A 14,174-nucleotide genomic window follows, 5' to 3' on the forward strand; every position below is an offset into this window, starting at 1 on the left:
AACGCCCACCGGAAGAACGGGAATACTGCGTCCAGCACCGGGAAACCGACCTGCAGTTCCTGGAACGCCTGGCCGCCGAAGAAGGCTGGCACTACCGCTACCAGCACGGCAGCGTGGATGGTGAAGAACAACCGGCACTGATTCTTGCCGACCACCACGGCGACGCCCCGAAACTGGACCCGGTTACCTGCAACACCAAAGCCGGTGGCAGCACCCAACAGGCCTGCGTGTTCCAGTTCGCCTACGAAGAACGGGTCAAAGCCGCCTCCGTGGCCATGAAGGACTACACCTTCAAGAACCCCGCCTACGCCCTGATGCATGAACACAGTGCCGGCGGTGTTAACCACCGGGATGACAAAATTGCCGGGAGCAATTTTGGACAGCCGCAGGCTGGCCCCGCAAGGGGTGAGGCGCATGGACGCGCCGAACACTACCAGCACTACGACTACCCCGGCCGCTACAAAGCCGACGCCAGCGGCCAGCCGTTCACCCAGAACAAACTGGATGCGCTTAGAAACGACGCATCCATGGCCAACGGCAAAAGCAACCGCCCGGACTTCACCCCCGGCGCCAAAGTGGAACTGCAGGACCACGACAGCCAGACCCTGAACCGGGAATGGCTGCTCACCGCCATCACCCACACCGGCAAACAGCCCCAGGCTCTGGAAGAAGAGGGTGGCAGCGAGCCCACCAGCTACCACAACACCTTCAGCGCCATCCCGGCCGACAAAACCTGGCGCCCGCTGTGCAACCACAAACCCGTGATGGACGGCCCCCAGATGGCCCTCGTCACCGGCCCCGAGGGTGAAGAAATCCACTGCGACCAGTATGGCCGGGTAAAAGTAAGATTCCCGTGGGACCGCTATTCCAAGAACGACGAACACAGCAGCGCCTGGCTGCGCGTGGCCCAGGGCTGGGCCGGTGGCCAATACGGCTTCATGGCCTTGCCCAGAATTGGCCACGAGGTCATCGTCAGCTTCCTGGACGGCGACCCGGACCAGCCCATCATCACCGGACGAACCTACCACGCCACCAACACACCGCCGTACGCGCTGCCGGAACACAAAACCCGGACCACCCTGAAGACCAAAACCCACAAGGGTGAGGGCAGCAACGAACTGCGCTTTGAAGACGAGGCGGGCGAAGAACAGGTCTACGTGCACGCCCAGAAAGACCTGGACCTGCTGACGGAAAACAACCGCACCGAAGTTATCAAGAACGACAGCCACCTGACGGTGGAGAACCACCAGTTCAGCCACATCAAAGCGGCGGACCATTGCACCACCGACGGCGAAAACCGGCTGTCCGTTGGCGCAGATTGCAGCCAGACCGTGGGCGGCACCTACCATCAGAAAACCGCTCGTGCCATGGCCGCAGAAGCTGGCACCGAAGTGCACCACAAGGCCGGTGCCAAGGTGGTGCTGGATGCCGGGGCAGAGCTGACAATTTCCGGGGGTGGAAGTTTTATCAAGCTGGACCCCAGCGGCGTGACCTTGAGTGGGCCGGGGATCAAGATCAATTCCGGGGGCAGCCCGGGGAGTGGTTCGGGGCAGGGTACAGTTGCTCCGGAACTGCCTGCAGTGCTTGATAGAGATCGGGCAGCAATGCAGCAGTCTCCTGAACTGGCAATGGTTAGTCAGCGTAAAGGTGCCTCTCCCGACCAAACGGAGTTTGAACAGTTACCTGGCTCTGATCGAAAGCTGATTATTGATGTGATTGGTGGGCACTTGGAGCGGGATTCAGTAGAGGCGGTGAAAGGAAGCGAAGGAGCGGAGAGCGTATGACGGACACGGTGGATTTTTCGGATGAGTCTCTGGATCGCTCAATTCTCAGAAGAGCGGACTACGACGATACAGATCCCAAAGACCTGGTGCTGACGATCCCCAAGCGTGATGGAGGCAAGATCTCTGTTCCTCTTCTTAAGCATGCAAGATCCAATATTGAACGGGACGATTACCAAGAGAATACTCTTTTGAGGATCAAACCTCTGGCGGAGATCGCCGATAACCTCCCGGTACAGCAAGGGCGCGGTGCACCAATCTATCAGGGTAAAGGGGTGGCATTGCTACGCCCTGGATTTCTCTACATTTTTCGCAAAGACAAGCTCTGGCGAGAATTGGAGATCAATCAAAACTCCCAATTTAGTGATGTTGATCTTCAGGAAGCGCGTGCGGAGGTCAACGACCCTCAGTCCGATTTGAGAATGGTGCGCCCACCAGCGGGGCAGTGGTTGGACGATGTGCTGGTTCCAGTGTTTCTCCAGGGACAAGCGGTGATGCATGACTTCCGCATGGCCTACAGTGAAGTCCAGTGGGATTGGTCTTATATTCAGAAACTTGAAGAGAATGACGCAGTTCGTAATGCAAGGACGACCGGAGTGGGCCATGCCTGGGCGGCCACATCCGTTGATTCATTAAGTTTTGCAACCGGATTCCCTGCATCACGTGTTGAGAACGCTCCAGAACTCAGGCATCGGGATCTGGGCATTGAACTAATGATTGAAGATCCCAGTGATTTTGTGCTCAGTTTTGAAGGGCCGAGTGAAGGCGATCTGTGCAGCAAGCTCGCCAAGCTATTGGTGAGTAATGAAAAGCAGGCAAGGGAGTCAGCACGGCGGGCGGCCTCGAGAAGCGAAGTAAAAGACCCTGTTGAATACACTGAGCAATTGATGAAGAACCCGCTCGAGCATGTACTGGAGGCTACCGCACCAGATCCGGTGGATGCCGGTGTCGAGAGTGAGGTGGCGAACATTCTTGAGCTCTCCTGCCCCCAAGGGGCAGATCTTTTGCAGCATCTCCGCTCGCAGAGGGGGGTTGTCTGCGTAGCTATCCCGGATCCATTGTTCAGGCTGCGCCACTCGTTGGCGCAGCTTCAATTGGCGCTTCACTATCTTGACGCTCTTGATGCATCCATACAGGAAAGACCGCTGGTTCATTCAGCAATGCTGATACGTCAGACGGTATTTGATCCGAATGCATCCGACTCAACTGGTCAGCTTAGAAAGCTGCGGGCCGCAGTAGATCAGGACAAACTCCACAAAATCCTAGAGCAATCAGAACGCCGAACGATACTTCACAGCATAGATGGTCATCTAACCAAGCTCGAAATGCTAGTTGCTAGCGGTGAATTTGATTTGGTCTGCGGTGACTATCTCCATCATAGAGGGCTCGGGCCATGCGAGGCATTCTCTCTTCATGCGGGGCTGCTGGATATTTTTCAGCAATTACCTGGTGTATTTAGAGCGCAGGGTGTGGAAGAGCCAATTACTCTGTCTCGTGTCCTGAAGCTGGGTCTGGAAAAGAGTTCTCTGATTGACGCTTTGGCTAACGGGGAATGCGAAGAAGATGACCGGTCGTTGCTGGCGCAGTTAAGGGCACTATCTCGTCAGGGCGAGACCCTCACTGATCGGCACTTGAATGGGCTAGGTTTATCAGCCATCAGTACGATTGCTCAGCAACTAAAATATGAGGAGGCTGATTCCGGTACGAATGATGAAAGCTCCTCTCCTGTTTCTGTTGGCTCTGCAGGTACCGTTGCGGGGATGGTTGAAACTGCACTGAGTGGCTGGAGTGGCGCCGTTCTTAAGGTTACTGATCGGATACGTGAGAGTGGCGAATTGACGGCTATCAGGCTGGACCGAGTGTTTACCGCGGTCAGTGAAGCGGCTGATATTGCGGATCCGAAGCTTGGTGGTGAATTAAGAGTGATGCGTAGGGATGCCGTTGACCTGACGCGTTACAGCATTGTCGGCGTTCATGGAAAAGGCCTCTCGTTTGGATTGACCGATGCTGACCTCCAGAGTGAAGCGTTGACAAGGCGTAACGACTACCTTTTCGCTGATCGAGTTGATGCGGCGGGTAAAAAGGTTGCGTCAACGAGTCCGGCAAGGCTTGCGGATGAGGTTGGTGAGGCTGTAGTTAAAGCTGCTGCCCACACTTGGGTGTTTGTCTTGCCGATTGATCATCCCGAGGCTGTGAAGTTCAGTGCGTGGAAATTTGATTGGGCTAATAAGGCTAAGGCTGTTGCGGACGGGCCGGGCTTGTCCCGGGTTTTGGTGGGGTTGGCTGCGTATAATCTCGTGTCGGAAATGTTGACTTGGGGCAGCTCTAAACCTGGAGAAACTGGAATTACTAATGCCAAACTCTTGGGTGCAGGGCTGGACTTGGCGGCGGCACTGATGAAGCTTCATGTCATTAGCTCCCCCGTTGACGACAAGCTGGTTCTCCGGGTAATCCAAAGACCGCTGTTCGAGACGAGGTCAGTACCGCTTATAGGATCACTTGTTCATCGAAGGCTCACTGAGGTAGGGGCTAGTACTATTGTGCGCTCTATGTCTCTTGTGAACTTTTTTGCGGGCAGCGCCATGATTGCGGTGAGTGCATGGGATTTCCGTAACAGTATTAGTCGGGGAGATCTGGATGCAGCCCTAGGCCACGGACTAGCGGTAGTGGGGGGCAGCATTTTCGTGTTTTCAAAGCTTATGACAGGCTTGCTTTTTGTACCTGGTTGGGGATGGGCGTTGTTTGGTTTAAGCCTTGTCTTGGGCGGAGGCATATACGCCGCTATTTCAACTGACAGTGAGATAGAGCAGGTTTTGAAGCGAGGGCCTTTGGGGGCTGGTCCCAGTCATCCAGGGGTTCAGAGGGATGATGCCTCATACTATGGACAGCTGCTCAGCATATTCTTACCCGTAAAAGTCTCTGCGAAACGTTTCAGTGATCTGAACGAGACTGATAAGTCAAAGTTTTCTGACCATAATCCTTCGCTACATGATTACATAGTGACCCTGCGTTCCCCACTGATCAGCCGATTTAAGCTCGGGCAGAAACCTCAAGAACGAATTGTGAACGGTCTTGAGCATAAACATCCACGTTTAAGACTCGGAGTGCAAGAGCTGGAGTACACGCAGACAACGATTCAGACGTCTAAAGCATCCGCTTGGAGTGTCGATGATTTTAATTTGACGAAAAACACCCCATTAAAGCGAATAAAGACTTGGATTGCGGGACCTGAAGATAGCTCCGTTCACTTCCTAGTAGAAAGAAACTTGATTGGAGGTGAGATCAGAGAACATGAATACACGGAAAAACGAACAATTTGCTTGCGTGTTGTCTTGCAGGCCCAGATTGAAAGTGAAATGGGGGAATTAAGATATCCTATGCCGGTTTTAGATAACTATGAGTCATTTGTGGCTGAGCGTCACGGGCTAATGCCAGATAAGAAAAAAAATGTGCTTAATCCGTTCAAAAATGAACCTGTACCATATTGGATTGTTGAGGAGGTCTCAGTGTGAGTCCGAATGGTTATGGATTCAATGACGAAAAATACGGGTTTTATTTAGATCGAATTGCCCGTATTCCTGATGCTACAGCAAAACGAGAACGGCTCGGCCAAGACCTTCAGCCTATCGGCGATTACGTTGGTATCGAACCCTATTACCGAGTGTGTGAGGATGTAGCAGACCTTCAGTGCCAAGATGAGAACGATTCTGATTTTTTTAGATCTGGTGATTGGTGGTGGCAGCAGCATAAGATCCGTTTTCTGAACGGCAAGGCATTCATTGGTCTTTCGGCTGCACAGTTGCTAATCCCTTACCTTTGGGGCGGGCTTGTTTTGGTTGGTGGAGGGATGATGCTCTTACATTATGCTTCCAAGGTTGAGCTCCCTGACGAACTAAAATCACTTTTAGGCCTCGGAGTGGTTTTGGGTTGGATAGCTCTATCTATGTTTCTAATCATAAAAACCTTACCTTGGGTTATGAGCGCCGCTACCTTTCTATTAAAACCATTCGAAAAGGGCCTTTCTAGGATAATGGATCGAAGCCTTAAAGCGGGCGAAAGCTACTTCAGCCGAGAAACCGGCCAGGTAAGTTTTGCTATGCCGGGCGGCAAGAAACTGACAGCGCCCTTTGAGGAGTTCGATGCCTATGTTGAGCGGGTGATAGAAGCCGGCGGTATCTTCTACCGCTTGATGTTCGTGCATCGTTACACCGCCAAACAATTCAGCCAGACGTCCCTGAGCCGGGTAGAGCCCACGAAAGAAGAGGTAATGGCGCTATGGGACATGCTTCAACGCTACATGGATACCTCTCAGCCCTTGCCGGATGTGCCAAGGCTCGAGCCGTTCCGCCATCTGGATCCCGTTACCGCAGAGCATGACCGGCGCACCGGTCGCAACCCTCGCTTCTGGCGTGATCTGGATTTGGAAGCCTGGAAGCAAGGGGAGGGCAAGGAATGGCTGAAGCGGCAGATGGAATACCCATGGGATAAACGCCAATGCAGGCTTACACCGCAGTTGGGCAAGATCTCGATGGCGGAGTACCGAAAGCTACGTCCGGCCGATGCATGGCCGATTTGAGATGCTTGATAGCATCGGCGCAGCCACATGTCGCTTGCGACCCAGTTTTTGCGTTGCTTGAGGGATCAGCGTGATTGAACCGCTGCAAGGCGCTGTTTTTTCGGACACCGCCTTTCGGGCGATGGAGATTGGACCACTGCCACCTTCCCCCAAAAAGCGAATGCGCATAGGCGAGGAGCTTCAGCCCGTCGGTACCTATGCCGGCATTATCTCCTATCTCGGGACAATCCAAGACGTCGAAGTGCTCCAGGAGCATGAAAAAGCAGATCCCGAGTTCGAGTCCAAAGATTGGTGGTGGGACCACCAACGGATTCGATTTTTGAATGAAAAATTGGGTCTAAAGCTTTTGGTATTGCTGCTGCCGGTGCTTTGGGTGTTCAAACTTACAATTGGCGGTTTGGGGTTAGTAGTTTGGGGAGTCGTGCAGCTCACAGAATCCTATGGATTTCCTGCATTTCTGCATTTGTTGCTACTATTCATCTTAGTGCCGGGATGGTTGTTGTTCTCTTTTTGGGCAATTCGTCCGACGACCAATTGGCTTATGAGCACCGGCATGGGGTTTGTGCTCAAGCCCTTTGAAAAAGCGATCAACAAGAAACTGGACGACACCCTCGAGGACGGTTGTAGTGAGTTCAACCGAGCCACCGGGCTGGTTCGCCTGGCTCTCGGGCGAGGCCGGTTTTTCGAAGCCCCGTTTGTGGAATTCGATGCTTATGTGGATCGGGTGATCCAGCAAAGCGGTGTGTTCTATCGGCTCATTTTTGTGCATCGCTATACACAGAAGTCATTCCATAAAACGGCTTTCAGTACCATCGAATCCAGCAAATCAGAGGTCCTGGCACTTTGGGATGTACTTCAGACCTACATGGATGTGACGCAACCCCTGCCAGATGTACCGCGGCTGGAACCATTCCGACACCTGGATCCTGTCACCGCTGAACATGACCGGCGCAGCGGCCGCAACCCTCGCTTCTGGCGCGATCTGGATTTGGAAGCCTGGAAGGAAGGAGAGGGCAAGGAATGGCTGAAGCGGCAGGAGGAATATCCCTGGAATAAGCGGAAGTGCCGGCTCACGCCGCAACTCGGTAAGATCTCGATGGCGGAATACCGAGAGCTACGTCCAGCCGATGCATGGCCGATTTGATAACACGCTCGATTCTGTAATGGCTGGACCGAAAACCGGCGCCATTACAGAATCGAAGTTGCTTTACCAACTCCCCACATTCTCCATACTCGCCCAAGGCTCCCGAGCCGGCAGCGCATCGCCTTTCTGTAGCAACTCAATGGAGATCCCGTCCGGCGTCTTGATGAACGCCATATGGCCATCCCGGGGTGGGCGATTGATGGTGACGCCGTTGGCCTGGAGTTTCTCGCACAGGGCGTAGATATCGTCCACCCGGTAGGCCAGATGGCCGAAGTTGCGGCCGCCGGTGTATTCCTCTGGGTCCCAGTTGTAGGTCAGTTCGATCATGGGCGCCTTGTCTTCCCGGGCCCGCGCTTCGTCTTCCGGGGCGGCGAGGAACACCAGGGTGAAGCGGCCTTTTTCGTTGCTCTTACGGCTGATTTCTACCATACCCAGCAAATCGCAGAAGAAGTGCAGCGTGTCGTCCAGGTTGCTCACCCGGATCATGGTGTGCAGGTATTGCATAAGGTACTCCTTGGCTGGCCAGGTTCTGAATTGTGTCCCCCACAGTTTACGGTATTCTTCGGCTATGACTAAAAACGAGATTACCGAGACGTTGCTGGCGTTCGAGGTGCCGGCGGTCCGGCACCTGGCCTGGTTGTGTCTGTCGCCTCAGTTGTTAAAGCATGAGCTCAGTTTCGATCCTGCCGCCCATCTGCCCCCCGAATTCCTGGATACTTTAAAACGGTGGGAGCGGAATCCTGAAGCCCTGCCTGTTCGGTTGGCAGAAACGCCGGAGCGTCGGCTTGGCCACTATTTCGAGCGCCTGTACGAGGTGTTACTGCAGGATCTGTTGGGTTGGGACATTGTACTGCAGAATCAGCAGGTTCAGGCCGAAGGACGGACGCTGGGTGAGCTGGATTTTCTGGTTCGCAACCGGTACTCCGGCCAACTGGAGCATCACGAAATTGCCATCAAGTTCTATCTTGGCTTCGTAACAGAGACGAACCAGGTCCGGTGGTACGGGCCCAATGCCCGGGATCGGCTGGATCTGAAGACTGAGCGCCTGCTGAATCACCAAAGCCGCTTGTGCCAGCGACCAGAAACCCAGGGTTTGCTGGCCAGTGTTGGCGTCTGCGAAACAGTTACGCCACGAATTTTCATGCCAGGCTATCTGTTCTATCCGGTTGCTCAAACGCTACCTGAGGCCCCGGCACAGGTGTCGAGGGAGCATCTGAAAGGTCACTGGATGAGGCTTGATCAGGCCCGGCAGGAGAATACCTCTGGCTGGGTGCCGCTGTTCAAGCCGGACTGGATCGGCCCCTGGACTCAATCGGCTGAGCCGGATATGGCATTGGCGAGGGCGGCGCTTGATCGGGTGGAGTGCGCCGGGATACCCCAGTTGTTTGCCGTTTTGAACAGGCGGCCGGAATCCAATCGCTGGGTAGAGGCCAGTCGGGTGTTCGTTATGCCGCCTCAGTGGCCGGGTGCGGGCGCCTAAGATCATTGTAGGGGCTGTTCGGTTCACAGAAACGGGCGTTGGTCGTTGTCACATTCGTGACACGGTTCTAGAATTCCGGGCTGTTCAGGTGGCATCAGGACGATGCCCGTAAGCCAAGGAAGGAGATGCCCCGATGGAAGATTGGCAAGGATGTCTGTCTCCGGAGTGTCAGACCGCGCTGTTAATGGCCCGAGAAAGTGTTGGGCGCCGGGGCGGTTCTGTGATTACTGCCGAAGATTTTCTGCTGGCATTGCTCGATGCCATCCCCGCGATTCCCCCGTTTTTGCAACGCCAGAGTATCGACCTGGACGAACTCGTTCGCACCATTCAGGGTGAGCAGCCCATCGTGACTGAGGTGGTCGGAGACGGTGATCTGTCCTCCCAGTTGATCTATTGGATTGCCTCCGCCCGCGAGTCGGCAGAGGCCCCCTGGCTCGATTGGCCGGTGCTTCTGAAAGCCCTGACGTCCCAGTGTGAGCGGCTTCAGGATAAAGCCTACGTAGCTGTTCTCGAGCTTGTGACCTACTGGCCCTCGGCACATGACGTGCCTGTGCCCACCTCCGATGCCCGTTTCGTTGCGCCGGTATCGATTGCTGAACCAGAATGGCTCGCGCTGGCGGAAGATGTTGCAGTTGCCCTGGCGGCCAATCCCGAAGCATTGATTTGGGTTCGGGGCCCCAGGGGGGCCGGAAAGTCGGCCTGGCTGCACTCGCTGCTGAGCACTCCCGGCCTGGCCTGGGTTCAGGTTGATCCTCGCCGGGAGTCCGAAGTGCTGGCCTGCGATCAACCGGTTTTACCGTCAGGTGATTCGTCCTCTGAGCATTGGCCTGCGCTGGTATTGGACAATGTCAGCCCCGCCGATTTGCTGACGTTGATAGCCGAGCCGCTGGGCCTGATCCGGGATCTGGTTTCCGGCTGGTCCGGGCCAATCCTGCTGATTGGTCGTGACTCGATCACGGATTCCAGCGGTGTCGTTCGATTGGGGCAGTTGCTGGGGCGTGAACCTGAGGTTCTGGAGTTGCCTCCGGTGAGTGTCCGTCAGCGGAGGGCGGTACTCACCGCACATCAACCGGCAATCGAAAAGCGTTGGAATATACAGGTTTCCCAGGCAGCTCTCGAATATGCGGCTTCCCGACAAAGCAGCTGTGTCAGCACTCCTGGTGGCATGTTGCAGTGGGTGCGGCGAGCTGCCGCCCGGCTGGATTTGTTTGCCAGTCGTGGCTCGGTGTCGGCAGCGGCACTGGAAGGTGAAAAGGAGGTGTGGCACCGGCAGTCTCTGGTTGCACTGGCGCGGGGAGAAGATTGCCATTTCCCGGAGCAGAAGGCGGAGGCTCTGATGATTGAGCAGGCCGCGGCCGATGTTCTCTGGCACGAGCGCCAGCGGTCCGGCACGCTGCGACGATTGCTGGTGGAAGATCTTCGCGAGGAACTGGAGCGATGGGTTGCAGCGAGGCCCGGGCCGGTTCACTATGTGCGACATTGCGAACAACTGCAGGGAGAATCCTTGGGTGCAGGATCTGGAAATCTACATTCGTGACCTTGAACCGGCCGCGGTCTCCAACTGGCTGGAAGGCCAACTGGAGGAATTACAGCTGGACGATACCGACGTCAGTTCGGTGGTGAAGGGCATGGCCAGTTATAGCGGCGCGCGGGTGCGCATCACGCTGTATCCGGGCGCTTTCGGCAAGCGTTTCACTTCACTGGTGATGGAAGGCGATGAGCTGCCCTGGAACAGCGACCTGGATTGCGCCCGCAGTGCCTGGCGGGCAATGGATACTGAAATCCGCTGCAGCCCGGGAGACTGGAAAGAAGGGGACCCGGTGGAGGACGATAAGTGGTGGCGGCTGGATCATCGCGGCGAGCAGTTGGTGGTCTGGAACTGACAGCCAAGGTTTTCGGTTTGAAACAAAAAAGCAGCCCCGAGAGGCTGCTTTTTTATTGGCGCGTGCGGGAGCTGTCTCAGTCGCTCAGGATAGACACGTTGTCTGCCTGCAGGCCTTTGTCTGCCTCAACCACGTTGAAGCGCACCAGTTGGCCCTGGCGAAGCACGCGACGACCACGGCCACGGATGGCGCGGAAGTGCACAAAGATCTCGTCGCCACTGTCACGAACGATAAAGCCGAAGCCTTTCTTGACGTTGAACCACTTGACGGTGCCTTCCTCGTTACCTTCCGGAGTGCTGTCGTCAAAATCGTCTTCGTCGTCGTCATACTGATTGCTGGGCTGGGAACTGCGAGGTGCTGCTTTGCGAGCGGTTGAGTTCTGCGCGGCAGATTGCTTGCCGGCGAGTGCAATCGCAACAAAGGCGGCAACGGCAAAGACAACAAACGCGAACAGATAGGCCGCTACGCCACCCTGGCTGCCCAGAGCTTCCAGGCCCTGGCCCAACGCCAGGATTTTCAGGGGTTCCGGAGTGGTGGTAAGCAGAAGGCCGAGTACAAACGGTGCCGGAATCGCGATCAGAATGGCAACAAGGATCGCTTTGGCTGGATTACGCATTGGTTGGTTATTCTCCATGGTTTAACACTGACGATAAAAAGCCGGACATCGGGTAACATGGCATGTCTGGCCGGTGAACGCCGCCAACCCCGGGAAAACTGATTATCCCGGGCGCAGGCGGTAAAAGGCGGCATGATACCAGATTACAGAAAGGGCTGACCAAACCTCATGAGCAAAAACTCCCTGGAAGAACGACTGGCAGAACTGGAAATGCGACTTGCGTTCCAGGATGAGCTGATCAACACGTTGAGTGATCAGGTCGCCAAGCAGGAGATGGACATTCGGGAACTGTGGGACGCCAAGAAAATGCTGCACAAGCAACTCAAGGATATCTCGCCGTCCAATATCCGGCGGGAAGAAGAGGAAACACCCCCGCCGCATTATTGATCAGAGGCTCATTGTGAGCCTCTGGTTCGATTCTTTATGCCAGCAGCTCGACCAGAATCTGTTCGTAGATCTCGGATAGTGTGTCCAGGTCCTCAGCCTTCACACACTCGTCCACCTTGTGAATGGTGGCGTTGATCGGGCCAAGTTCGACCACCTGGGCACCGGTGGGCGCAATGAAGCGACCGTCTGAGGTGCCGCCGGACGTAGACAGTTCTGTCTCACGGCCAGTCACGGTTCGAATGGCATTCTGTGCGGCCGATACCAGCGCGCCTTTGTCGGTCAGGAATGGCCGGCCACTGAGGTGCCATTGCAGATCGTATTTCAGGTTGTGCCGGTCCAGGATAGCGACCACTCTCTCTTCCAGGCTTTCCGCGGTGTTCTCGGTGCAGTAACGGAAGTTGAAGTGCACCAGGCACTCCCCGGGCACAATATTGCTGCCGACGCCGGCCTCGACACGAGTTATCTGGAAGGTGGTAGGCGGGAAGAAGTCGTTGCCGTTGTCCCAGAATTCCTTGGCCAACGCGTCCAGTGCCGGTGCAACGTTGTGGACGGCATTCTCGGCCAGATGCGGGTAGGCCACGTGGCCCTGAACGCCGCGAACGGTGAGGTATCCGTGAAGGGAGCCGCGCCGGCCATTCTTGATGACATCCCCTAACTGGTGGGTGCTGGACGGTTCGCCAATCAGGCACCAGTCCATTTTCTCATTGCGGGCTTCGAGGGTTTCCACCACTTTTACGGTGCCATCCTGGGCCGGGCCTTCCTCATCGCTGGTGATCAGCAGGGCAATCGAGCCCCGATGATTCGGGTGGTTAGCCACAAATCGTTCACAGGCGGTGATGAAGGCCGCCAGGCTTCCCTTCATGTCCGCTGCGCCCCGACCGTGCAGGTAGCCGTCCTTGATGATCGGGTCAAACGGCGGGTGCGCCCAGTTTTTCTCGGGGCCGGTGGGTACCACATCGGTGTGGCCGGCAAATGCCAGAACCGGCCCATTGTTGCCCTTTCTTGCCCACAGGTTGTCGGTTTCGCCAAAGCGCAGGTTTTCCCCACTGAAACCCAGCGGCGCCAGGCGTGACATCATGAGTTCCTGGCAGCCCGCGTCGTCCGGCGTTACGGATTGGCGGCGGATAAGGTCCTTGGCAAGTTCCAGGGTGGGGGAGAGCGACATAGGGAAACCTGTTCGATAAGGAAAGAGTAGAGGGAATAACACCACAGAACCCCCGGTGTCGGTGGGTTCTGTGGCGGGCTACAGCCTTAGTTGTTGGCGTGCAGTTCTTCGTTCAGTTCAATGGCGGTCTTGTTGGTTTTGCACTCAACCGCACCGGTCTGGCTATTGCGACGGAACAGCAGATCGTTTTTGCTGGCCAGATCGCGGGCTTTCACCACTTCCACCAGTTTGTTGTGGTCATCCAGCAGGGCCACCTTGGTGCCTGAGGTGATGTACAGGCCAGCTTCAACGGTGCAGCGATCGCCCAGCGGGATGCCGATGCCGGCATTGGCGCCCAGCAGGCAGTTCTCGCCCACGGAAATAATGATGTTGCCGCCGCCGGAAAGCGTGCCCATGGTGGAACAGCCGCCGCCCAGATCGGAGCCTTTACCGATCATAACGCCTGCGGAGATGCGCCCTTCGATCATGCTGGTGCCTTCGGTACCGGCGTTGAAGTTGATAAAGCCTTCATGCATGACGGTGGTACCTTCGCCTACGTAGGCCCCCAGACGTACCCTGGCGGTGTCGGCAATACGTACACCCTTGGGCACTACGTAATCCGTCATCTGCGGGAATTTGTCGACCGACTTCACTTCCAGAATACGGCCATCCAGGCGTGCCTGCAGTTGCCGCTCCGGCAGTTCATTCAGGTCAATGGCGCCTTCGTTGGTCCAGGCCAGGTTGGGCAGCAGGCCAAAAATGCCGTCCAGCTTCAGGCTGTGGGGCTTGGCCAGGCGGTGTGAGATCAGGTGCAGTTTCAGGTACACCTCCGGCGTGCTGGAAGCGGTATCGTCCGTTGCCAGTACGGTGACTACCACGGGGCGCTTGCTCTCAGCCGCTTTCTCGGCCAGTTTGGCCTGGTCTGTCCGGCCCAGTTGGCGAAGGGCGTTGGCAAACTGTGCCAGTTGTTCTGCTTTCACGCTGATGGCCTGGTTGCCACCCTTATAGTCCAGCGCAGACTCAACCACGTCGATCAGGTCTCTGTCGGGTGTCATGATCGGCTGCTGGTAGTACACCTCCAGCCATTCGCCCTGGTTGTTCTGGGTGCCGATTCCGATACCGAATGCAAAACTCATCTGGTGGTTGCTCCTGTTGTCATTAAA

The 14,174-nt window shown here is 56.0% G+C and carries 12 protein-coding genes; 8 read left to right on the top strand and 4 right to left on the bottom strand.

Features of this window, described 5'->3' with window-relative positions:
- The 4 genes from QPL98_RS18200 to QPL98_RS18215 all read left to right on the top strand — a co-directional run.
- A partial coding sequence (locus QPL98_RS18200) for a type VI secretion system Vgr family protein (protein ID WP_303293747.1) occupies positions 1 to 1,784 on the top strand: 1,784 nt, incomplete at its 5' end.
- On the top strand, positions 1,781 to 5,293 hold the full coding sequence (locus QPL98_RS18205; RefSeq protein WP_303293748.1) for a toxin VasX: 3,513 nt from the start codon (positions 1,781 to 1,783) through the stop codon (positions 5,291 to 5,293). The genes QPL98_RS18200 and QPL98_RS18205, both read left to right, overlap by 4 nt.
- Entirely contained in the window at positions 5,290 to 6,357 is a 1,068-nt protein-coding gene (locus tag QPL98_RS18210) for a hypothetical protein (protein WP_303293749.1), read from the top strand. Before QPL98_RS18205 ends, QPL98_RS18210 begins: the two co-directional genes overlap by 4 nt.
- 70 nt (positions 6,358 to 6,427) lie before the next feature.
- Complete coding sequence (locus QPL98_RS18215; RefSeq protein ID WP_303293750.1) at positions 6,428 to 7,501, top strand: hypothetical protein; 1,074 nt, start codon at positions 6,428 to 6,430, stop codon at positions 7,499 to 7,501.
- 63 nt (positions 7,502 to 7,564) lie between these two features.
- Here QPL98_RS18215 and QPL98_RS18220 read toward each other — a convergent pair whose 3' ends face one another.
- Positions 7,565 to 8,005: a VOC family protein gene (locus QPL98_RS18220; protein ID WP_023008780.1), complete on the bottom strand. Its 441-nt coding sequence runs from the start codon at positions 8,003 to 8,005 to the stop codon at positions 7,565 to 7,567.
- Positions 8,006 to 8,069: 64 nt separating this feature from the next.
- Here QPL98_RS18220 and QPL98_RS18225 point away from each other — a divergent pair, with 64 nt between their 5' ends.
- From QPL98_RS18225 to QPL98_RS18235, 3 genes are all read left to right on the top strand, one after another.
- On the top strand, positions 8,070 to 8,981 hold the full coding sequence (locus tag QPL98_RS18225; RefSeq protein ID WP_303293751.1) for a DUF1853 family protein: 912 nt from the start codon (positions 8,070 to 8,072) through the stop codon (positions 8,979 to 8,981).
- Between the two features lie 133 nt (positions 8,982 to 9,114).
- Positions 9,115 to 10,518, top strand: coding sequence for a hypothetical protein (locus tag QPL98_RS18230; RefSeq protein ID WP_303293752.1), 1,404 nt, complete (start codon positions 9,115 to 9,117; stop codon positions 10,516 to 10,518).
- On the top strand, positions 10,490 to 10,864 hold the full coding sequence (locus tag QPL98_RS18235; RefSeq protein WP_303293753.1) for a hypothetical protein: 375 nt from the start codon (positions 10,490 to 10,492) through the stop codon (positions 10,862 to 10,864). Before QPL98_RS18230 ends, QPL98_RS18235 begins: the two co-directional genes overlap by 29 nt.
- Before the next feature lie 76 nt (positions 10,865 to 10,940).
- On the opposite strand, the gene QPL98_RS18240 is transcribed toward QPL98_RS18235, so the two are convergent.
- Positions 10,941 to 11,480: a cold-shock protein gene (locus tag QPL98_RS18240; RefSeq protein WP_199451978.1), complete on the bottom strand. Its 540-nt coding sequence runs from the start codon at positions 11,478 to 11,480 to the stop codon at positions 10,941 to 10,943.
- A gap of 168 nt (positions 11,481 to 11,648) precedes the next feature.
- Here QPL98_RS18240 and QPL98_RS18245 point away from each other — a divergent pair, with 168 nt between their 5' ends.
- Positions 11,649 to 11,867 (top strand): SlyX family protein, encoded by a 219-nt coding sequence (locus QPL98_RS18245; protein WP_011786014.1) that lies wholly within the window; start codon positions 11,649 to 11,651, stop codon positions 11,865 to 11,867.
- Positions 11,868 to 11,901: 34 nt separating this feature from the next.
- Here the strand turns inward: QPL98_RS18245 and dapE are convergent, their stop codons facing one another.
- The gene (dapE, locus tag QPL98_RS18250; protein WP_199451979.1) at positions 11,902 to 13,032 is read right to left on the bottom strand and encodes a succinyl-diaminopimelate desuccinylase; all 1,131 of its coding nucleotides are present in this window, start codon (positions 13,030 to 13,032) and stop codon (positions 11,902 to 11,904) included.
- A gap of 86 nt (positions 13,033 to 13,118) precedes the next feature.
- Positions 13,119 to 14,147, bottom strand: a complete 1,029-nt coding sequence (dapD, locus tag QPL98_RS18255; RefSeq protein WP_022991540.1) for a 2,3,4,5-tetrahydropyridine-2,6-dicarboxylate N-succinyltransferase — start codon at positions 14,145 to 14,147, stop codon at positions 13,119 to 13,121.
- Positions 14,148 to 14,174 lie beyond the last annotated feature (27 nt).

Source organism: Marinobacter sp. ST-43 (assembly GCF_030541085.1).
In the GTDB taxonomy this organism is placed as follows: Bacteria; Pseudomonadota; Gammaproteobacteria; order Pseudomonadales; family Oleiphilaceae; genus Marinobacter; species Marinobacter nauticus.